The organism is Comamonas humi, assembly GCF_054782535.1.
Window position 1 is genome coordinate 38,872 of the sequence record NZ_BAAGSH010000016.1, and the last position, 19,168, is coordinate 58,039.

Sequence of the window (19,168 nt, forward strand, 5' to 3'; positions counted from 1 at the left end):
TGCTATTCAAAACTATTTGAATTGCTTGCATGCAAAGCGCTGGAAGCTCCTGTTTTTGACTAGATCCTCGACAGATCGAACGCCCCCGCCGCCCGCTCGCCGCGCAGCGCCGCGAGCAGGTTGGCCACCGCCATCCCGGCCATGGCGCGGCGCGTCTCGTGCGTGGCCGAGCCGGCATGCGGCAGCGGCGTCACGCGCGGGTGCGTGCGCAGCGGTGAATCCAGCGGCAGCGGCTCGGGCTCGAACACGTCGAGCCCCGCGCCGCGCAGCCGGCCGCTGTCGAGCGCGCGCAGCAGCGCTGCCTCGTCGACGATGCCGCCGCGCGAGCCGTTGATGAAGAAGGCGCCGGCGCGCATCTGCGCCAGCGTGGCGTCGTTGATGAGGTGGCGTGTGGCGGGCGTCAGCGGCAGCGTGCTGACCACGATGTCGGCGCCGGCCAGCGCCTCGGCCAGCGGCACCTGGCGCGCGTGGCCTTGCAGCTCGGGTAGATCGACGGGACTGGTGTTGGTGTAGAGCACCTGCATGCCGAAGCCCAGCGCCGCGCGCCGCGCCACGGCCTGGCCGATGCGCCCGAAGCCGAGGATGGCGATGGTCTTGTGGTGCACGTCCCAGCCGAACAGCTCCTCGCCGATGTTCCTGGTCCAGCGGCCCTCGCGCACCAGGCTGGCGAGTTCGAGCACGCGGCGGCTGGTGGCCAGCACCAGCGTGAAGATGGTGTCGGCCGTGGTTTCGGTCAGCACGCCTGGCGTGTGGCACAGCGCGATGCCGCGCGCCTTCAGCGAGGCCAGCGGGTAGTTATCCACACCCACCGAGATGCTGGAGATGAGCTGGAGGCGCGGGGCCTGGGCCAGCAGCTCGTCGGTGATGGGATAGCTCGACCCGATCAGCGCCTCGGCTGTGGGCAGCGCGGCCATGAAGGCGGCATGCTGTTCGGGCTTGCGCGGATTGGCCACGGTCACGTCGTGCGCGGCCTGCAGCTTTACCAGCAGGTCGTCGGGCAGTTCGCGGAAGACGAGTACCTGCTGGCTGGAAGCGGTGGATTGGGGGGTCATGGGGTGGCTCTCAGAATTTGCGTGCAGAGGCCGGGACTCGCCCCGGCGGGCGACCTACTTTCTTACTCGTGTAAGAAAGTAGGCAAAGAACACGCCCCGACTGTCTGCGACCCCAACGCCATGCGTTGGGGCAACCTGTGGCGTGACGTTTGCGGGGTGCGCCGCAGAACTCTCTTCGCGCCCAAAGGCGCTCCGTTCGGACAACCGCGGCGAGTCAGATGACGAAGCATGCGCGCTCCGACGCGCATGCCACCCCGCAAACGCCACGCCCCAGGCGCAGACAGAAGGGGGTGTACAAGCCTCAATACCCAGCGGCCTGCAGCTCGGCGCGGGTGGGCAGGCCTTCGGAGTCGCCCAGCACCTGCACCTGGCGGGCGCCTATCCAGCAGGCGCGCTTGACGGCGTCGGGCACGGCCAGGCCGTCGAGCAGGCCGCTGATCACGCCGACGGCGAAGGCGTCGCCCGCGCCCACGGTGTCCACCACCTTCTCGACCGGGCTGCCCGGCACATGGCCGCAGCCCAGCGTGGCGTGGTCGTAGTAGGCGCCTTCGGCGCCGAGCTTGACGACGACCAGGCTCGCGCCCTGGTCGCGGTAGAAGCGCGCGATGGCCTCGGGGCTCTTGTGGCCGGTCAGCAGCTCGCCTTCGGCCACGCCGGGCAGCACCCAGTCGGCGCCGGCGGCCAGCGCGTTGAGTTCGCGGCGCATGGTGGCCTCGTTCTTCCACAGCGCGGGGCGCAGGTTGGGGTCGAACGAGATGGTGCTGCCGCTGGCGCGGGCGATCTGCAGCGTGCGTTTGGCGGTGGCCAGCGCGGTCTCGGAGATCGCCGGGAACACGCCGGTGGCATGCAGGTGGCGCGCGCCGGCGAGCCAGGGCTCGTCGATGTTGGCCGGCGCCATCAGGCTCGCGGCCGAGCCCTTGCGGTGCGATTCGACGAAGGGATCGCTGCCGTCATCGACGCGGCTCTTGAACTGCAGGCCGGTGCGCTGCGCGGCATCGAGCACCACGTGGTCGCAGTTCACGCCTTCCTTCTTCATCTGGTTGACGAGGTAGCGGCCCATGGAGTCGGCGCCCAGGCGGCTGGCCCAGTGCACGTCGAAGCCCAGGCGCGACAGGCCGGTGGCCACGTTGATCTCGGCGCCGGCGATGCGCTTGGTGAAGGCCTCGGCCAGCTCCAGCGGACCGGAGCGGTCGGCGATCAAGAGCAGCATGGCTTCGCCGAAGACGGCGACATCGAAGGTTTTGGCGGCGGTGGTCATGGGGAATCAGGAGGGCGTGGGGTGGGAATGCAATGCTACGCCAGCAGGGCGGTGGCATCGCGCAGGATCTGCAGTTCGCGGCGGGTGACGGCCTCGAGGTCGTCGCCGACCAGCGGGTATTCGATGGCGCGCGGCACGCCGGCCGGCAGCGCGCGCAGCGTGGCGCGCCAGGGCAGGGCCGATTCGGCCAGCGGCACCGCCACCCATTTGGCGGGCAGGCGCTGCACGCCCTTGGCATGCACGTAGCCCACGCGCGGGCCCAGCCGCTGGGCGGCCTGCAGCGCGCATTCGCCCTGGTAGGCCCAGTTGCCCATGTCGAAGGTCAGGGGCAGCGGCAGGCCGGCGGCGTCGGCCGCGGCAAAGAAGCGCTCCAGCGCCTGCAGCGTGCCGGCGGCCACGGTCTGGTCGTTCTCGATCAGCAGCGTGATGCCGCTGCCGGCCAGCGCTTGCTTGATGGCATCAAAGCCGTGCGATGGCGCGCCGAAGCCGCCGATCGACATCTTGAGCCAGCCGGCGCCGAGCCGGTGGCTGGCGTCTATGGCGTGCTGCAGCGTGGCCAGCGCCAGCGTGCCGCCTTCCGCATACAGCGGCTGCGGGCACGAGTAGACCAGTTCCATGGCGGCGTCGCGCGCCCAGGCTGCCAGCTCGGGCAGCTCGCGGGCGGCGTCGCGCAGCAGCTCCTCGCGCACCTCGACGCCATCGGCGCCGGCGGCCTGCGACAGGCGGGCGAACCAGGGCTGGCCGTGGCGCAGCACCTCGGCGGCGCCGAACGAGGTCAGCGAGATCAGGGCCGGGAAATCGGTGGCGGAGGTGGAGAGGGACATATATCAGTCAAATTGGCATCCAGCGCTTGATGGTCAAGCGCTGGCAGCTATCAATCGAGGAGTAGGCGTGCCACCGGCTCAGGCGTGGTGATTGCTCAGGATCTGGCCCAGGAAGGCCTGCGTCTTGGGGTGCTGCGGGTTGCCGAAGAACTCGCCCGGCGGGCCCTGCTCGATGATCTTGCCGTCGGCCATGAAGATCACGCGGTCGGCCACGCTGCGGGCGAAGCCCATCTCGTGCGTCACGCAGAGCATGGTCATGCCGTCCTCGGCCAGGCCGATCATGGTGTCCAGCACTTCCTTGACCATCTCGGGGTCGAGCGCCGAGGTGGGCTCGTCGAACAGCATGATCTTGGGCGACATGCACAGTGCGCGCGCGATCGCCACGCGCTGCTGCTGGCCGCCCGAGAGCTGGCTCGGGTACTTGTGCGCCTGGTCGGGGATGCGCACGCGGGTCAGGTACTGCATGGCCCGCTCCTCGGCCTCGGCCTTGGACAGGCCGCGCGAGCGCATCGGCGCCAGCGTGCAGTTCTGCAGGATGGTCAGGTGCGGGAACAGGTTGAACTGCTGGAACACCATGCCCACTTCCTGGCGCACGCTGTCCACGTTGTGGCCGCCGGCGGTGAGGTCGATGCCGTCGACGGTGATCCTGCCCTTCTGCACCGCCTCCAGGCGGTTGATGCAGCGGATCATCGTGGACTTGCCCGAGCCCGAGGGCCCGCAGATCACGATGCGCTCGCCGGCGCGCACCTCCAGGTTGATGTCGGTCAGCACCTGGAAGCTGCCATACCATTTCTCTACGCCTTGCAGGCGGATGATGGGCTCTTGCGCGGTGGGGGTGGTCATGCGGGCTCCAGCGGGGAAAACAGCGGTCAGTCCAGCTTGGGCAGCGGGGCGCCCAGCCACTTCTGGTAGAGCTTGCTCAGCTCGCCGTTGGCGGTGTTCTTCGCGATGAAGTCGTTGACGGCCTTGGCCACCTCGTCTTCGCCCGGGCGCAGCGCCACGGCCATGTTCTGCTGCAGCAGCTGGAACTTGGTCTCGAACTGGCCGGCCGGCGCGCGCTTGGCGATCTGCGCGGCCACGGTCACCGAGCAGCCGATGGCATCGACCTGGCCCGACAGCAGGGCCTGCATGGCCGAGGCGTCGTCGTCGAAGCGGCGGATCTGCGTGCCCTCGGGCGCGGCCTTGGTCACGGCCACGTCCTGGGTCGAGGCGCGGGCCACGCCCACGCGCTGGCCCTTGAGGTCGGCGGCGGTCTTGATGGGCGTCTTGGCATTGCCGTACAGCACGATGGAGGCGGCCGAGTAGGGCTTGGAGAACAGCACCTGCTTGGCGCGCTCGGGCGTGATGGCCAGCGAGGCGATCAGCATGTCCACCTTGCCGGTGAGCAGGAAGGGGATGCGGTTGGGGCCGGTCACGGGCACGATGTCGGCGTTCACGCCCAGGTCCTTGGCCAGCAGCTTGGCCACGTCGGCGTCGTAGCCGTCGGGCTGGTTGCTGCTGCTCATGATGCCGTAGGGCGGAAAGTCCACCAGCATGCCGATGGTGATCTTGCCCTTCTTCTTCAGGTCGGCCAGGCTCTGGGCCGAGGCCATGCCCGGCAGCAGGCCGGCGGCGGCCAGGGCGGCCATGCCGAGGGTGAAGTGGCGGCGTTGGGGGTTCAACATGCGTGTCTCCTGAAGGTGGATGGGCGGAAAACGGGGGAAATCAGCGGGCCAGGGCCTTGGCGTGGCGCTTTTCGAGGCGCCCGGCCCACAGCGACAGCGGCCAGCAGAGGATGAAGTAGACGGCGCCGACCACGCCGAACACGATCAGCGGCTGGAAGGTGGCGTTGTTGATGATCTGGCCGGCGCGGGTGATCTCGGTGAAGCCGATGATGGCCGCCAGCGAGGTGCCCTTGATGATCTGCACCAGGTAGCCCACGGTGGGCGGCACGGCGATCTTCAGCGCCTGGGGCAGCACCACCGAACGCATGCGCCAGTAATACGACAGCGACAGCGCCTCGGCGGCCTCCCACTGGCCGCGCGGCACGGCCTGGATGCAGCCGCGCCAGATCTCGCCGAGGAAGGCGCCGCTGTTGAGGATGAGCGCGGCGGCGGCGGCGATCCAGGGGTTGATCTCGAAGCCCAGGATGGGCGCGCCGAAGAACACCAGGAACAGCTGCAGCAGCAGCGGCGTGCCCTGGAAGATCTGCGTGAACACGGTGGCGATGCGCGCCAGCGCCGCGTTGCCGCCGGTGCGCGCCAGCGCCACCAGCAGGCCGACGATGGCGCCGCCGGCGAAGGCGATGACGGACAGCGCCAGCGTCCACTTCGCCGCTTCCACGATGAACCACAACTCGGGCCAGCCAAAAGTACGCATGTCTTGTTCCTCGGGTTCAGCGGCGGTCGGGGTAGTTCAGGCAGGCCTGGTAGACCAGCTTGAACAGCGCGTTGAAGAGCAGCGACAGCAGCAGGTAGATCGCGGCGACGACGATGTAGACCTCGAAGCTGCGGAAGGTCTCGGACTGGATGTTGGCGGCCACCGAGGTCAGGTCGTCGGCCGAGATCACCGAGACCACGGCCGAGCTCAGCATCAGCAGGATGAACTGGCTGGTCAGCGCCGGGTAGATGGTCTTGAGCGCGGGCTTGAGGATGATGAAGCGGAAAATCTCCCAGCGCTTGAGGTTCAGTGCCAGGCCCGCCTCGATCTGGCCCTTGGGGATGGCCTCGATGCCGGCGCGGATGATCTCGGTGGCGTAGGCACCCAGGTTCACCACCATGGCCACCAGCGCGGCGGTGTGCGGCGTCCAGCGCAGGCCGATGGCCGGCAGCGCGAAGAAGAAAAAGAACAGCTGCACCAGGAAGGGCGTGTTGCGGATCAGCTCGATGTAAGCGTTGATCACGAAGCGCAGCCAGCCCGGCCCCGAGGTCTTGCCCCAGGCGCAGGCGATGGCCACCCCCAGGCCCAGCACCGTGGCCGTCAGCGAGAGCTGGATCGTGATCCAGGTGCCGTGCAAGAGCTGGGGCCATGCGGCCAGCACCTGGTCAAACTGGAATTGGTAGGTCATGGGGATGGTGTTGAAACCGGTTTCAGTAGCGCAAAGTTTAAGACCGCGGGTTACCAGGGTGTTACTGGTATTTACCCTGGGTTGGGTCGCTATCGAAAAATGAGCCGAAGAAAATCAATGGTTTAGCGGCTGCGACGAGCCGCGGGCGATGAGCGTGCCCGGTAACGCCAGCGTGCGCGCCGGCTCCTGCAGGCCGTGCAGGCGCTCGATCAGGCAGCGCGCGGCGGCCTGGCCCAGCGCGTCGGTGGGCTGGGCGATGGTGGTGAGCCCGGGGCCGATCAGCCCGGCCCAGTCGGTCTCGTCGATGCCGACGAAGCCCAGGTCGCGCCCCAGCGCAAGCCCCGCGTGCTGCGCCGCGGTGGCCACGCGCAGCGTGGCGATGGCATTGCTGGCCAGCACCGCCGGCATCGCACCGCGCGCGCGGCCCTGGTCCACCAGCCGGCGCAGGCGCTCGGCCAGGCGGGCGACGTCGGCGGGCTCGTTGCCGGGGCTTTCCCAGTAGTCGCCGCGCCAGCGGCCCGGGGCGGGCTGGGCCGCCTGGGCGGCCTCGAACGTGGTGCGGCGCTCGGCGCGCGAGCTGACGCCCTCGGTCGGCTCGCTCACCAGCAGCAGCTCGCCGAAGCCGTTGGCCAGCAGGTGCTCCAGCGCCAGGTGCACGATGGCGGCGTTGTCCACGCTGACGAAGTCGGCATCCAGCCCGGCCTGGAAGCGGTCCACCAGCACGATGGGCTTGCCGTGCTCGGTGGCGGGCTGCCATAGCTGCACGTTGGTGTCCACGCGGTTCAGGATCAGGCCGTCGAGCTGGTAGGCCTGCACCGCCTGCAGGGCCTCGCGCTCGCGCCCTGGCTCGTTGCCCAGGTTGAACAGCACCAGCAGGTAGCCGGCGGCCTGGCAGGCCTTCTCGGCGCCCTGCAGCACGGCCACCGAGAAGGGGTTGGTCACATCGGCCACCACCAGGCCGATCAGCCGCGAGCGCCCGTGCTTGAGCGCCTGGGCCATGGGACTGGGGTGGTAATGCAGTTCGGCGATGGCGGCGCGCACGCGCTCGGCGATGTCGGGCGTGAGCAGCTCGGTGCGGCCGTTGAGGAAGCGCGACACCGTGGCCTTGGACACCCCGGCCTGCGCCGCCACGTCGGCGATCGTGGCGCGCGCCGGCGCGGCGCGGCGTGGAGCTGGGGCGGGAGCGGTGGGCGGCACGGGAAAACCTGGAGGGAAAGGGCGACAGCGTAACCCAGACGGACCCGGCAGGCAGTCAAATCCGCGTGGCGCTTGCCATTTTCGCGGCTGTTGAATAACTCTTCAACTTGTGGATAACTTTGTGGGAAAACCGAACATATGCACTTGCAACACAGGAGCAGCCAGCTATGGAGGAACAATCCACAGCCGCTGCGCCAAATCTGTGTATAAATCGCCAGCTACGCGACGGAATGGGTCTGTTGCAGGCAGTCGATGAAGGCCTGGGCCACCCGGCTGGGCGCGGGCGACAATCGCCACAGCGCGACGAACTGGCAGTGGTAGTGGAACAGCTCGGGCCGCACGGCCTGCATCTGGCCCTGTTCGACGAAGCTGCGCGCATAGTGGTCGGGCAAAAAGCCCAGGAAGCACCCCGACAGGATCAGCGTGGCGATGGATTCCTGGTCGAAGCCGGTGGCCTGGCGCGCCAGCCGCACCTGGTGGCTCAGCTCCATGTTGGGCGAGTGGTAGCCCAGGCCGGCGAAGGGGTAGCGGCGCAGCGCCTCCCAGTCGAGCGCGGCGTGGTCGCCGCCGAACAGCGCATGGCCGGGCGCGCAGTACAGCAGCATGTTCTCGCCGAACAGGTCGCGGTAGACCAGGCTGGCCGAGCTGCGGTGCGCGGGGATGATGCCGATGTGGAAGCGCCCGTCCATCAGCCCGCGCTCGATGGCGTTGATCGAGCTGACGTGCAGCTGCAGGTTCACGTCGGGCGCCTGCAGGTGGAACAGCCGCAGCGCCTGGTGGATGCGCGCCTCGGGGTTGCCGGCAGTCTTGTCGAAGACGGCGATCTCCAGGTTGCCGCCCATGCGGGCGTGGATGTCGTCGATGCGGCTGCGGAACAGGTCCACCCCGCCCAAGAGCTGCAGCGTGGCCTCGTAGACCTGGTGCCCCTCGGGCGTGAGCGCGAAGCCCGCGCGCCCGCGCCGGCACAGCACCATGCCGAGGCGCGTCTCCAGGTCCTTCATGTGGCGGCTGAGCGTGGAGGTGCCGATGTTCAGCTCCAGCTCGGCGGCCGCCATGCCGCCGCATTCGACCACGCTCTTGAAGACCTGCAGCAGCCGCAGGTCCATGTCGCTGAGCTGGCCCAGCAGCGCGCGGGCGCGCGCGGCGCGGGGGGTGGACAGCGGGGCGGTGGACATGGGCGCCAAGCTTAGCGGGTTTTGCGGATATCGAAATAGATAGCTGCTAGCGCTTTCTGTGTCTTGATTTTCACGTCAAAACTATTTGAATATGGCTTGTAGTAAGCGCTAAAAGCTATCAAATTCGATCAAGCCGCCGGCCTGCGCCGCAGAAAGCGCTGCTCGGTCACGCGCGCGCCCCACTGGTCGCCTTCGGCCTCGTCGGTGAGTGCAAAGCCCACCGATTCGTACAAATGGCGGGCGGCATCCAGGCCGCGGAAGGTCCAGAGGTAGGTCGCGTCGAAATGCGCGTCCGCGAAGCGCATGGCGCGCGCCAGCAGCTCGCGGCCCATGCCGGTGCCGCGCAGCGAGTCGTCGACGATGAACCAGCGCAGGTGGGCCAGGCGGCTGCCGTCGTCGGCCATGTCCGCGTCGATGGCCAGCGAGGCCAGCGTGCGGCCGCCCGCCACGCACAGCCACAGCCCCTTGCGCGCATCGGGCAGCGAGCCGGCGAAGGTCGCCAGCTCGCTGGCCACCTTTTGCTCGAAATACACGCCAAAGCCGGCATGTTGCGCGTAGAAGCGCGCATGCAGCGCCGCCACGTCGCCGATGCAGCCCGGCACATAGCCTTCGACGATGGCGGTACCGCGTGGCTCGGTGGGGCCTGAGGCGGGCGCCAGCGCACCGGCGTACAGCGCCAGCGAGCGCAGCAGCGCCTGCTGCTCGGTGGGCACCAGGCGCTGAAGGGCGTCCGAGACCTGGTCGGTGGCGAAGCGGTCGATCTTCTGGCGCAGCGCCTGGCCGGCGGCGGTCAGCTGCAGCGCGGCGGAGCGGGCGTCGCCGTCCGCGCGGCGCCGCTCCAGCAGGCCCAGCGCCTCCAGCTTGGCGAGCTGCCGGCTGGTGTTGGACTTGTCCAGCCGCAGGATGCCGGCCAGGTCGCGCGCCTGGATGCCGGGCGCCGCGCCCACCTCCAGCACGGCGTGCACGGCCGACGGCGCCAGCCCGCTGTCGGCCAGCGTGGTGCGCATGAAGCCCAGCTCCCGCACCAGCTGCCGCGACAGCGCGCGCAGCTCCTGCACCGTCTGGTCGCGGGGTGGGGTGGTGGTGGTGTCCATGGGGATCTCCGGTGGCGGGATAAAGGTTGCGAGTCGCAATTCCATAATACTTGCGGATCGCAACCAATGCCAGGCCCAATTGCAGCGCAAGAACAAGGGTGCTTGCGCTGCAATGTTTTTCTAAGCTGGCACCATTGCCAACTCCAAGGACTTGCCATGAGCACCGAACCCCTGGCCTTCGCCACCGACGAGCAGCGCTGGGCCGCCCTGCAGGCGCGCGACCCGGCGGCCGACGGGCACTTCGTCTACGCCGTCAGCACCACCGGCGTCTACGCCGCGCCTAGCACGGCGGCACGCCTGCCCCGGCGCGAGAACGTGGCCTTCTTCGCCAGCGCAGAACAGGCGCAGGCCGCCGGCTACCGGCCCAGCCGCCGCAGCGCCAGCGACCGCCATGCCGTGGCCGAGCAGCACGCGGCGCTGGTGGCGGCCGCCTGCCGCCGCATCGAGGCCGCCGACGAGCCGCCCAGCCTCGATGCGCTGGCCGCCCAGGTGGGCATGAGCCCGTTCCACTTCCACCGCGTGTTCAAGGCCGAGACCGGGCTCACGCCCAAGGCCTACGCCTCGGCCCAGCGGGCGCGGCGGCTGCGCGAGGCCCTGGCCGGCGACGCCGCCACCGTCACCGACGCCATCTACGACGCGGGCTTCAACTCCAGCAGCCGCTTCTACGCCACCTCGGGCGCGCGGCTGGGCATGGACGCCAGCGCCTGGCGCCAGGGCGGTCGCGGCGCGCGCATCCGCTTCGCCGTGGGCCAGAGCCTGCTGGGCGCCATCCTGGTGGCGCAGAGCGCGCGCGGCATCTGCGCGATCTTCCTGGGCGACGACCCCGAGGCGCTGGTGCGCGACCTGCAGGACCAGTTCCCGCAGGCCGAGCTGGTGGGGGCCGATGCCGGCTTCGAGCAGCTGGTGGCCCAGGTGGTGGGTTTCGTCGAGCAGCCGTCGCTGGGACTGGCGCTGCCGCTCGACGTGCGCGGCACGGCCTTCCAGGAGCGGGTGTGGCAGGCGCTGCGCGAGATCCCGGCCGGCCGCACGGCCAGCTATGCCGAGATCGCCGAGCGCATCGGCCAGCCCCGCGCCGTGCGCGCCGTGGCCCAGGCCTGCGGCGCCAACCGGCTGGCGGTGGCCATCCCCTGCCACCGCGTGGTGCGCCGCGACGGCGACATCTCGGGCTACCGCTGGGGCGTGGAGCGCAAGCAGCAGTTGCTGGAGCGCGAGCACAGCCACGTGTAATGTCACAAATTTGCATAAATGTGCTTTAATCGCCGCGAAACGGTGCAGTGCTGCACCGCCTACGGAGACAAGGCATGGCGAGTGAACCCTACGTTGAGCTGGAGCGCCGGATCGCGCGCATCGAAGACCGGGAGGCGATCCGGCAGCTGAAATGGCGCTACCTGCGCGCCTGCGACCGCAAGCAGCCCGAGGCGGTGCGGGCCTGCTTCGTGCCCGACGCCGTCATCGACTACGAGGACTTCCCGCTGTTCACCAGCCGCGATGCCTTCGTGGCGCTGTACCAGCAATTCGGCTGCGTGCCGCACATCGTCGACACCCACCATGGGCAGAACGACATCGTCGAGGTCGATGGCGACACCGCGCGCGGCTGGTTCGACCTGCATTTCTTCCAAATCGACACGCTGAACCACCGCCAGACGCAGCTTGCCGTCTGGTACGAGGACGAATTCGTGCGCACGCCCGAGGGCTGGCGCATCACGCGCAGCCTGAGCCGCAAGCTCTCGACCCTGGTGCGCGAGGGCGACGCCGACGGCCGCGACCGCGTGGTGGTGGCCGGGCGCTCGGCCTCGGCCGGCGCTGCGCCGGCAGCGCGATGAGCACCAATTAATTTCCCTGGAGAGAGACAGTAGCATGAGCATTCCACGAGATTTTCCCGACGGCGCTGTGTTCGTCTATGGCGGCAGCGGCGGCATTGGCTCCGGCGTGGCGCGGGAGTTCGCCCGCGCCGGCACGGCCGTGGCCATCGGCTACCGCGCCGGCCGCGAGCGGGCCGAGCGCTTGGCCGACGAACTCCGCGCGCTGGGCGTGGCCGCGTCCGTCCACCCCGTCGATGTGCGCGAGCGGGCGCAGGTGGTGGCCGCCTTTGCCGCCGCCGTGGCCGCGCACGGCCGCATCCACACGGTGGTCTGGGGCGCGGGGCCGGTCGTGCCGCAGCAGCCCATCTCCACCTGGGACGAGGCGACTTTCCGCGAATCCATGCACATCGAGGCCTTCGGCTTTGCCAGCGCCGTGCATGCGGCGCTGGGCCATATGCGCGAGCAGGGCGGTGGCTCCTTCGTGCACCTGGGCTCGGCCGGCCACGACTGGTGGCCGCAGCTCGACGGGCTGTCGGTGGTGCCCAAGGCGGCCAACGAGGCGCTGGTCAAGGGCATCGCCAAGGAAGAGGGGCGGCACGAGATCCGCGCCAACTCCATCCTGGTCGGCGTGATCGATGCCGGCCAGTTCAAGACCGGCCAGGCGGCGGGCACCTTCACGCCGGAGTGGGAGGCGGCGGTCAAGGCCATGCTGCCGCTCAAGCGCTGGGGCCAGGCGCGCGACATCGGCCAGGCGGCGGTGTTCCTGGCGTCGGAGCGGGCGAACTACGTGACGGGGCAGACCATCTCGGTCGCGGGCGGTTTCGGCGTCTGAGCGCTGCGGCATCAGGCAGAATCCGGCCTGGATGGACGCAACAGGAGTGGACGTGCCCCCGGATACCGCCGTGATCGTGATCGATGTGCAACAGGCCCTGTGCGAAGGCGCGCAGGCCGTGTGGGACGGCGCGGGCACCATCGCCCGCATCAACCAGGTCACCGCCCAGGCGCGCCGGCGCGGCGTGCCCGTCATCCTGGTGCAGCACGAGGAGGCCGACGGCGCGTTCCGCCACGGCAGCGCCGGCTGGCAGCTGGCGCAGGGCCTGCAGGTGGAGCCCGGCGACCAGCGCGTGGGCAAGACCACGCCCGATGCGTTCTGGAAAACCGATCTGCTGGCGCGGCTGCAGGCACTGGGGGCGAAGCGCCTCGTGGTCTGCGGCATGCAGACCGAGTTCTGCGTGGACACCACGGCCCGCGCCGCGCTGCGCCACGGCTACCCGGTCACGCTGGTGAGCGACGGCCACACCACCGTCGGCCATGCGGCGCTCGCCGCGCCGCAGATCATTGCGCACCACAATGCCACGCTGCCCGCGATCGGCAGCTTTGGTCCGCGCGTGGCGCTGGCCGAGGCTGCTGCGCTCTAAAAACTCCCTTTTCTTTCCTGCCTGAGGACCGCCATGCTTCTGGGACTTGCCGCCAACCGCCTGCACCACCACAACGAGGACGGCGCGCTGTTCGCGCTGCTGCGCGCCTGCGAGCACGGCATACGCGAGCTGCAGCTGGGCCTGCACGCGGTGGGCCGTACCTACGACGCCATCGCCGCTGCGCAGATGCTGCAGGGCTATGCCGGCCTGGTGCGCATGCCCTACGGCCGCGACGGCGGGCTGATGAAACTGGTGGCCGAGGTGGTGGGCATGGGCGAGGGCCGCACGCTGGACGGCGCCATCTACCTGATGGACCCGGTGGACCCGTCGTCGATCTTTCCCGAGGCGCTGGCGCTCAAGCGCCAGTGCGTGATCCACGGCAAGCCCTTTCTCTCCACCGTGGCCAGCGCGCGCGACTGGATCGAGATGGAGCGCATCCATGCCGGCCTGCCGCGCGACCGCGGCGCCGATGGCCTGCACGACTACGAGAACCAGACACTGGCGCTGATCGCCCACGATGCGATGAAGCCCACGATGCTGGAGTTTGCCGAGCGCAACTTCGCGCTGCTGTCGCGGTTCCGCCGGCGCGTGGGCACCGGCACCACGGGCAGCAGGCTCAATGAGATGGCCTGGAGCAAGGGTTGGCCCGCGGGCCAGCCCTGGGTGGACCGCTACAACAGTGGCCCGCTGGGCGGCGACGCGCAGATCGCCGACCTGGTGCTCGAGGGCCGCTGCCACCGCGCCATCTTCTTCGAGGACCCGCATGTGGCCCGCCAGCACGAGGCCGACATCCAGCTGCTGGAGCGCGCCGTGACCACCGTCACGCTGGGCGTGGTCTGCACCACCTCGCCGGGCGTGGCCCAGCGCTGGTGCGATGCGGCAGCAAAACGCGGCTGATTAGCCCGGCGCGCGCAGAAAGGCCGGCGCCAGGCTGGCGAGCTGCATTGAGGCGCTGCGCAGCGCCGGCAGCACGCCCTGCACAGCCTGTTCGCGGCTGAAGTCCGAGCGCAGCAGGTTGGCGCTGATGGCCGCGGCAACCCGGTTGCTTTCGTCGTAGATGGGTACGGCCAGCCCGGCCACATGCGGATCGAACTCGCCCTCGACCCAGGCAAAGCCATCGTGGCGGATGCGGTCGAGCGCGCCCAGCAGGTCCTGCTCGGTGGCCAGCGTGGCCGGGGTCAGCGGCTTGAGCTCGTGCCCGCCGAGGTAGCGCGCCAGCACTTCGGGTTCGCTGTGGGCCAGCAGCACCCGCCCCGGCGCGGTGGCGTAGGCCGGCAGCCGGCTGCCCATGCCCAGGCGCAGCGACATGATCTTGGTGGACGGGATGCGCAGCACGAACACGGCCTCGCTGCCGTCGAACACCGCCATCGCGCAGGACTCCTGCAGCTGCGCGCAGAGGTTCTCGAGCACGCGCTGCGCATGGCCCCAGAACGGCAGCGAGGTGAGGTAGGTCGTGCCCAGGTTCAGCACCTTGGGCGTCAGGTGGAAGCTCTTGTCCTTGGCCAGCACGGCATAGCCCAGCTCGCACAGCGTGAGCAGGATGCGCCGCACCACGGTGCGCGGCAGCGCCGACGACGCGGCCACGCTGGCCACGGTGTGCGGGCCGCTCTGGCCCAGCGCCTCGATGACGGACAGGCCGCGCGCGAACGCGCGCACAAAGCCTTCGTTTTCCGGATTGGTCATGGTCTGTCTTTCTGCGCCCTTGCCGGACCGCCGCTCGCAGGCGTCTGAGCGCACCGGCGTGCGGGTCTGGCGAACCCAGGCAAAGGGCCCCTTAACGATACCCAAAGTGCCACCCCCGCCCGCGATATTGACGGTCTGCAGAAAATGGCCTTAAATAACCGTTAGACGGATATATAAATCCGCTAGGCGGACAGTATAAGGGCAAAGCCCTTCCTCAAGGAGACAAAGATGAAGCGACGTCCATTCGCGATGGCCGTGGCGGCGGTACTTGCCGCCGCGCTGCCCTGCAGCCTGTTGGCGCAGACGGCCGACCTGCCCACGGGCAAGCCCTTCCGCATCATTGCGCCCAGCTCGCCCGGCGGCATTCTGGACCTGACCAGCCGGCTGCTGGCCAAGTCGCTGGGCGAGAAGACCGGCCAGCCGGTGATCGTGGAAAACCACCCGGGCGCCGGTGGCGTGCTGGGCATCCAGGCCATGCTGCGCGCCGAGCCGGACGGCCGCACGCTGGTGATGGGCAGCCTGGGGCCAAACGCGGCCAATTACGAGCTGCAGAGCAAGCTGCCCTATGCCTACAAGGACATGACGGCGGTGGTTCATGTGCTGTCCATGCCCGATGTGGTCGTGGTCAACCCCAAGCTGCCGGTGAAGTCGGTGGCCGAGCTGAAGCAGTATGCGCAGGCGCGGCCGCAGGGCTTGTCGATAGCCGTGTCCACCAGTGGCTCGTCCGGGCACCTGGCCGGCGCGCTGCTGAACCAGCGCACCGGCATCCACGCGGTGGACGTGATCTACAAGGGCGCAGCGCCGGCGCTGACCGACCTGATCGCCGGCCAGGTGGACTACATGGTGGACAACCTGATCACCGCGCTGCCGCTGATCCGCGGCGCCAAGATCCGCCCCATCGCCGTCACCACGCGCGAGCGCAGCGCCGAGCTGCCCGACGTGCCCACGCTGATGGAGCTGGGCTACCCGGATTTCGACGTGTCGGTGTGGCTGGGGCTGTTCGTTTCGTCCAAGACCCCGCCGGCCGTGGTGCGGGCGCTGAACACCGAGCTCAACAAGGTGCTGGCCGATCCCGAGGTGCGCAAGACCATTGCCCAGCAGGGCGGCACGGCCGTGGGCGGCAGCCCCGAGGACTTCGAGCGCTTCGTGCAGGCCGAGAAGGACCGCTGGACCCAGGTGATTCGGGTCGGAAAGATCAAGACGGAGTGAGTGCCTCTGGGCGCGCACCGAACAGCAGACACAGGGAGAACGAGCGATGAAAGACAAGGTGGTGGTGGTCACGGGCGCCGGCAACGGCATTGGCCGGGCGACGGCGCTGTTGCTGGGCGCACTGGGCGCCAGGGTGGTGGTCAATGACCTGGGCGCCAGCGGCAGCGGCGAGGGCCAGGACGCGGGGCCGGCCGAGCAGGTGGCGCGGGAGATCGTGGCGGCCGGCGGCGAGGCGGTGGCCGACACCCATTCGGTGGCCACGCGCGACGGTGCGGCCGCCATCGTGCAGGCGGCGGTGGACCGTTACGGCCGCATCGACGGCGTGGTGAACAACGCCGGCATCCTGCGCGACCGCATCTTCCACAAGATGAACGAGGACGAGTGGCGCGCGGTGCTGGACGTGCACCTGAACGGCTCGTTCTACGTGAGCCGCGCGGCGGCGCCTTTCTTCAAGGACCAGCAGGGTGGCGCCTTGGTGCACATGACCTCCACCTCGGGGCTGATCGGCAACTTCGGCCAAGCCAACTATGCGGCGGCCAAGCTCGGGATCGCGGCGCTGTCCAAGTCGATCGCGCTCGACATGGCGCGCTTCAATGTGCGCTCCAACTGTATCGCGCCCTTTGCCTGGAGCCGCCTGATCGGCACCCTGCCCAGCGAGACCGAGGCGGAGAAGCAGCGCCTGGCGCGCATGCAGTCCATGAAGCCGGAGCAGGTGGCGGCGGTGGCGGCCTTCCTGGTCGGCGACGGAGCGCGCGAGATCAATGGCCAGATCCTGGCGGTGCGCGGCAACGAGGTGATGGTGATGAGCCAGCCCCGGCCGGTTGCCTCGGTGCATAGCGCCACGGGCTGGGACCAGGACAGCCTGCAGTCGCATGCGCTGCCGGCCTTGAAGCGCGCCTTCACGCCGCTGGAGCGCTCGCCCGAGGTGTTCTGCTGGGACCCGGTGTGAGGCACGCATGATCCACTACGACACCGTCAAGCAGTGGCCCTTCGGCGACGATATCACCGCCTACGGCGTGGACGACTGCATCCGCTACGCGCTGAGCTTGGGGCTGGCCGCCGATCCGCTCGACGAGGACGAGCTGCCCTTCGTGCTTGAGGACGACATTCGCGTGCTGCCCACCTTGCTGGCCACGGTGGGCGCGCCGGGCGCCTGGGCGTCCAACCCGGCGACCGGCATAGACTGGCTGCAGATATTGCACGGCGAGCACCGCATGCGCTTCTTCGGCGCGCTGCCGGCCAGCGCCCGGGTGCGCAGCCAGACCCGCGTGGGCGGCATCGTCGACAAGGGCGCGGGCAAGGGTGCGCTGGTGACCACGGTGCGCGAGGTCTCCGATGCCGACTCCGGCCGGTTGCTGGCCCAGGTCGAGCATGTGTCGTTCTGCCGGGCCGATGGCGGCTACTCGGCGGCCGGCGCGCCCAGCGATGCGCCGCTGGAGCCCCTGCCCGCCGCGCCGGCGCGCACGCCGGATGTGCAGCTGTCGATGCCCACGCAGCGCAATGCGGCGCTGCTGTACCGCCTCAACGGCGACCGAAACCCCGTGCATGCCGTGCCCGCGGCCTGGCGCCAGGCGGGATTCGACCAGCCCATCCTGCACGGCCTGTGCAGCTATGGCATGGCGGCGCGCGGGCTGGTGAAGCTGGCCTGCGGCAATGACCCCGCGCGGCTGCAGAGCCTGGCGGCGCGTTTCTCCGCGCCGGTATACCCGGGCGAGACCCTGGTGCTGAGCCAGTGGCGCGACGGTGCCCGCGTGCATTTCGAGGTGCACGCGAAGGAGCGCGGCCTGAAGGTGCTGAGTCACGGCGTCGCCACGGTGGCCGTCACTACGGTGGCCGTGGCTTGAAAGGAGAACGCATGTCGACTATCGAGACCTTTGCCCGCGACAAGCCCGATGGCGTGGCCTACCGCATGGTGCCGTCCGAGCAGGTGGTGACCTGGCGGGAGCTGGAGCAGCGTTCGCGCCAGTGCGCGGCGGCGCTGCGGGCGGCCGGGCTGCAGCAGGGCGACGTCGTCGCCATCTTTCTGGAGAACCATGTCCGCTACTTCGAGATCCTCTGGGCGGCCTTCCGCATCGGCCTGTACTACACCACGATCAGCCGCCACCTGAAGACCGATGAGGTGCGCTACATCCTGCAGGACTGCGGCGCCAAGGCGGTGTTCTGCTCGGCGCGCACGCTGCAGGATGTGGAGGCCGGCGCGTTGGATGCACTGCCTGGACTGTCGGTAGAGCGCATCCTGCTCGACGGCACGCGGCCCGGCTTCACGAACTACGAGGCCTTCATCGCCTCGCAGCCGCCCACCGTGGCGCTGCCCGAGACCTTGCCGGGCATGGATTTCTGCTACTCGTCCGGCACCACCGGCCTGCCCAAGGGCATCAAGCGGCCGCTGGCCGATGCGAACAAGTTCTTTGCCGCCAAGGACGACCCGCGCATGCGCTGGAAGGACTTCGACGCCGGCACGGTCTACCTGTCGACCGCGCCCTTCTACCACACGGCCCCGGTGCGCTGGAACATGAACGTGATGAAGGTGGGCGGCAGCTGCGTGATGATGGAGAAGTTCGATCCTTTGGTCGCGCTCGAGGCCATAGACCACTACCGCGTGACCCATGCGCAGTGGGTGCCCACCATGTTCATCCGCCTGCTGCGCTTGCCCGAGGAAGAGCGGGCGCGCTTCAGCCTGGCAAGCCTGCGCTATGCCGTCCACGCGGCGGCGCCGTGCCCGCCGGCGGTCAAGCAGCAGATGATCGACTGGTGGGGCCCGATCCTGTACGAGTTCTACAGCGGCACCGAACTGGTGGGGCGCACCTCGCTCGACTCGCACGAATGGCTGAGCCACCCGGGCTCGGTCGGCCGGGCCGAGTTCGGCCAGGTGCACATCGTGGGCGACCAGGGCCAAGAGCAGCCGGCGGGCACGCCCGGCGTGGTGTATTTCTCGGGCGGCGGCCGCTTCGAGTACCACAACGACCCGGACAAGACCCGCCAGGCCTACAACGATCGGGGCTGGGCCACCTATGGCGACATCGGCTACCTGGACGGCGAGGGCTATCTGTACCTGACCGACCGGCTGGCCAACACCATCGTCTCGGGCGGCGTGAACATCTACCCGCAGGAGGCCGAGAACGTGCTGGCCGCCCACCCGGCCGTGGCCGACGTGGCCGTCGTCGGCGTGCCCAACGCCGAGTTCGGCGAGGAGGTCAAGGCCGTGGTGCAGCTGCAGGATGCGGCCGCCGCCAGCGATGCGCTCGCGGCCGAGCTGATCGCGCACTGCCGCAGCCAGATCTCGGCCCTCAAGTGCCCGCGCTCGGTGGATTTCGTCACGGAGCTGCCGCGGGCCGAGTCGGGCAAGCTGCTCAAGCGCCTGGTGAAGGCCCGGTACTGGCCCGAGCAAAGCCAGATAGCCCATTGAAGGA

General features: G+C 69.4%; 20 protein-coding genes. 9 read left to right on the forward strand and 11 right to left on the reverse strand.

Features of this window, described 5'->3' with window-relative positions; translation table 11 throughout:
• Positions 1-59 precede the first annotated feature (59 nt).
• From ACYVKR_RS16115 to ACYVKR_RS16160, 10 genes are all read right to left on the reverse strand, one after another.
• Positions 60-1,052 (reverse strand): 2-hydroxyacid dehydrogenase, encoded by a 993-nt coding sequence (locus ACYVKR_RS16115; protein WP_460481953.1) that lies wholly within the window; start codon positions 1,050-1,052, stop codon positions 60-62.
• 301 nt (positions 1,053-1,353) lie between these two features.
• On the reverse strand, positions 1,354-2,310 hold the full coding sequence (locus tag ACYVKR_RS16120; protein WP_460481954.1) for a sugar kinase: 957 nt from the start codon (positions 2,308-2,310) through the stop codon (positions 1,354-1,356).
• Between the two features lie 35 nt (positions 2,311-2,345).
• Positions 2,346-3,134: a sugar phosphate isomerase/epimerase family protein gene (locus tag ACYVKR_RS16125; RefSeq protein ID WP_460481955.1), complete on the reverse strand. Its 789-nt coding sequence runs from the start codon at positions 3,132-3,134 to the stop codon at positions 2,346-2,348.
• 78 nt (positions 3,135-3,212) lie between these two features.
• Positions 3,213-3,977: an amino acid ABC transporter ATP-binding protein gene (locus tag ACYVKR_RS16130; protein ID WP_460481956.1), complete on the reverse strand. Its 765-nt coding sequence runs from the start codon at positions 3,975-3,977 to the stop codon at positions 3,213-3,215.
• Between the two features lie 26 nt (positions 3,978-4,003).
• Positions 4,004-4,798: a transporter substrate-binding domain-containing protein gene (locus ACYVKR_RS16135; protein ID WP_460481957.1), complete on the reverse strand. Its 795-nt coding sequence runs from the start codon at positions 4,796-4,798 to the stop codon at positions 4,004-4,006.
• A gap of 40 nt (positions 4,799-4,838) precedes the next feature.
• Entirely contained in the window at positions 4,839-5,492 is a 654-nt protein-coding gene (locus tag ACYVKR_RS16140; RefSeq protein WP_460481958.1) for an amino acid ABC transporter permease, read from the reverse strand.
• Between the two features lie 16 nt (positions 5,493-5,508).
• A complete protein-coding gene (locus tag ACYVKR_RS16145) occupies positions 5,509-6,180 on the reverse strand; it encodes an amino acid ABC transporter permease (RefSeq protein WP_460481959.1) in 672 nt (223 codons plus the stop codon).
• 114 nt (positions 6,181-6,294) lie between these two features.
• The gene (locus ACYVKR_RS16150) at positions 6,295-7,377 is read right to left on the reverse strand and encodes a LacI family DNA-binding transcriptional regulator (RefSeq protein ID WP_460481960.1); all 1,083 of its coding nucleotides are present in this window, start codon (positions 7,375-7,377) and stop codon (positions 6,295-6,297) included.
• Positions 7,378-7,595: 218 nt separating this feature from the next.
• Complete coding sequence (locus ACYVKR_RS16155; protein WP_460481961.1) at positions 7,596-8,552, reverse strand: LysR family transcriptional regulator; 957 nt, start codon at positions 8,550-8,552, stop codon at positions 7,596-7,598.
• 128 nt (positions 8,553-8,680) lie between these two features.
• The gene (locus ACYVKR_RS16160) at positions 8,681-9,646 is read right to left on the reverse strand and encodes a bifunctional helix-turn-helix transcriptional regulator/GNAT family N-acetyltransferase (RefSeq protein ID WP_460481962.1); all 966 of its coding nucleotides are present in this window, start codon (positions 9,644-9,646) and stop codon (positions 8,681-8,683) included.
• 156 nt (positions 9,647-9,802) lie between these two features.
• On the opposite strand from ACYVKR_RS16160, the gene ada reads away from it, so the two are divergent.
• The 5 genes from ada to ACYVKR_RS16185 all read left to right on the forward strand — a co-directional run bounded on the left by ada (position 9,803) and on the right by ACYVKR_RS16185 (position 13,763).
• On the forward strand, positions 9,803-10,873 hold the full coding sequence (gene ada / locus ACYVKR_RS16165) for an Ada family protein (protein WP_460481963.1): 1,071 nt from the start codon (positions 9,803-9,805) through the stop codon (positions 10,871-10,873).
• 74 nt (positions 10,874-10,947) lie between these two features.
• Positions 10,948-11,469, forward strand: coding sequence for a nuclear transport factor 2 family protein (locus ACYVKR_RS16170; protein WP_460481964.1), 522 nt, complete (start codon positions 10,948-10,950; stop codon positions 11,467-11,469).
• A 34-nt stretch (positions 11,470-11,503) separates the two neighbouring features.
• Complete coding sequence (locus ACYVKR_RS16175) at positions 11,504-12,280, forward strand: SDR family NAD(P)-dependent oxidoreductase (RefSeq protein ID WP_460481965.1); 777 nt, start codon at positions 11,504-11,506, stop codon at positions 12,278-12,280.
• A 31-nt stretch (positions 12,281-12,311) separates the two neighbouring features.
• Positions 12,312-12,866 (forward strand): cysteine hydrolase family protein, encoded by a 555-nt coding sequence (locus ACYVKR_RS16180; RefSeq protein ID WP_460481966.1) that lies wholly within the window; start codon positions 12,312-12,314, stop codon positions 12,864-12,866.
• Positions 12,867-12,899: 33 nt separating this feature from the next.
• Positions 12,900-13,763, forward strand: coding sequence for a methylglyoxal synthase (locus ACYVKR_RS16185; RefSeq protein ID WP_460481967.1), 864 nt, complete (start codon positions 12,900-12,902; stop codon positions 13,761-13,763).
• Here the strand turns inward: ACYVKR_RS16185 and ACYVKR_RS16190 are convergent, their stop codons facing one another.
• On the reverse strand, positions 13,764-14,549 hold the full coding sequence (locus tag ACYVKR_RS16190; protein ID WP_460481968.1) for an IclR family transcriptional regulator domain-containing protein: 786 nt from the start codon (positions 14,547-14,549) through the stop codon (positions 13,764-13,766).
• 228 nt (positions 14,550-14,777) lie between these two features.
• Here ACYVKR_RS16190 and ACYVKR_RS16195 point away from each other — a divergent pair, with 228 nt between their 5' ends.
• The 4 genes from ACYVKR_RS16195 to ACYVKR_RS16210 are packed head-to-tail and all read left to right on the forward strand — an operon-like array spanning position 14,778 to position 19,164.
• Positions 14,778-15,758 carry a tripartite tricarboxylate transporter substrate binding protein gene (locus tag ACYVKR_RS16195; protein ID WP_460481969.1) on the forward strand — a complete coding sequence of 327 codons (981 nt, stop codon included), beginning with the start codon at positions 14,778-14,780 and terminating at the stop codon, positions 15,756-15,758.
• 46 nt (positions 15,759-15,804) lie between these two features.
• The gene (locus ACYVKR_RS16200) at positions 15,805-16,707 is read left to right on the forward strand and encodes a Rossmann-fold NAD(P)-binding domain-containing protein (RefSeq protein ID WP_460481970.1); all 903 of its coding nucleotides are present in this window, start codon (positions 15,805-15,807) and stop codon (positions 16,705-16,707) included.
• Positions 16,708-16,714: 7 nt separating this feature from the next.
• A complete protein-coding gene (locus ACYVKR_RS16205) occupies positions 16,715-17,602 on the forward strand; it encodes a MaoC family protein (RefSeq protein WP_460481971.1) in 888 nt (295 codons plus the stop codon).
• A gap of 11 nt (positions 17,603-17,613) precedes the next feature.
• Positions 17,614-19,164 (forward strand): AMP-binding protein, encoded by a 1,551-nt coding sequence (locus ACYVKR_RS16210; RefSeq protein ID WP_460481972.1) that lies wholly within the window; start codon positions 17,614-17,616, stop codon positions 19,162-19,164.
• Positions 19,165-19,168: the final 4 nt, after the last annotated feature.

Excerpts from the sequence above, each read along its gene's own strand:
- ACYVKR_RS16135 (WP_460481957.1), bottom strand. The coding sequence starts at position 4,798 with ATGTTGAACCCCCAACGCCGCCACTTCACCCTCGGCATGGCCGCCCTG.
- ACYVKR_RS16170 (WP_460481964.1), top strand. The coding sequence starts at position 10,948 with ATGGCGAGTGAACCCTACGTTGAGCTGGAGCGCCGGATCGCGCGCATC.
- ACYVKR_RS16190 (WP_460481968.1), bottom strand. The coding sequence starts at position 14,549 with ATGACCAATCCGGAAAACGAAGGCTTTGTGCGCGCGTTCGCGCGCGGC.
- ACYVKR_RS16185 (WP_460481967.1), top strand. The coding sequence starts at position 12,900 with ATGCTTCTGGGACTTGCCGCCAACCGCCTGCACCACCACAACGAGGAC.
- ACYVKR_RS16180 (WP_460481966.1), top strand. The coding sequence starts at position 12,312 with ATGGACGCAACAGGAGTGGACGTGCCCCCGGATACCGCCGTGATCGTG.
- ACYVKR_RS16145 (WP_460481959.1), bottom strand. The coding sequence starts at position 6,180 with ATGACCTACCAATTCCAGTTTGACCAGGTGCTGGCCGCATGGCCCCAG.
- ACYVKR_RS16175 (WP_460481965.1), top strand. The coding sequence starts at position 11,504 with ATGAGCATTCCACGAGATTTTCCCGACGGCGCTGTGTTCGTCTATGGC.
- ACYVKR_RS16155 (WP_460481961.1), bottom strand. The coding sequence starts at position 8,552 with ATGTCCACCGCCCCGCTGTCCACCCCCCGCGCCGCGCGCGCCCGCGCG.
- ACYVKR_RS16125 (WP_460481955.1), bottom strand. The coding sequence starts at position 3,134 with ATGTCCCTCTCCACCTCCGCCACCGATTTCCCGGCCCTGATCTCGCTG.
- ACYVKR_RS16115 (WP_460481953.1), bottom strand. The coding sequence starts at position 1,052 with ATGACCCCCCAATCCACCGCTTCCAGCCAGCAGGTACTCGTCTTCCGC.
- ACYVKR_RS16140 (WP_460481958.1), bottom strand. The coding sequence starts at position 5,492 with ATGCGTACTTTTGGCTGGCCCGAGTTGTGGTTCATCGTGGAAGCGGCG.
- ACYVKR_RS16210 (WP_460481972.1), top strand. The coding sequence starts at position 17,614 with ATGTCGACTATCGAGACCTTTGCCCGCGACAAGCCCGATGGCGTGGCC.
- ACYVKR_RS16160 (WP_460481962.1), bottom strand. The coding sequence starts at position 9,646 with ATGGACACCACCACCACCCCACCCCGCGACCAGACGGTGCAGGAGCTG.
- ACYVKR_RS16205 (WP_460481971.1), top strand. The coding sequence starts at position 16,715 with ATGATCCACTACGACACCGTCAAGCAGTGGCCCTTCGGCGACGATATC.
- ACYVKR_RS16195 (WP_460481969.1), top strand. The coding sequence starts at position 14,778 with ATGAAGCGACGTCCATTCGCGATGGCCGTGGCGGCGGTACTTGCCGCC.
- ACYVKR_RS16200 (WP_460481970.1), top strand. The coding sequence starts at position 15,805 with ATGAAAGACAAGGTGGTGGTGGTCACGGGCGCCGGCAACGGCATTGGC.
- ACYVKR_RS16120 (WP_460481954.1), bottom strand. The coding sequence starts at position 2,310 with ATGACCACCGCCGCCAAAACCTTCGATGTCGCCGTCTTCGGCGAAGCC.
- ada (WP_460481963.1), top strand. The coding sequence starts at position 9,803 with ATGAGCACCGAACCCCTGGCCTTCGCCACCGACGAGCAGCGCTGGGCC.
- ACYVKR_RS16130 (WP_460481956.1), bottom strand. The coding sequence starts at position 3,977 with ATGACCACCCCCACCGCGCAAGAGCCCATCATCCGCCTGCAAGGCGTA.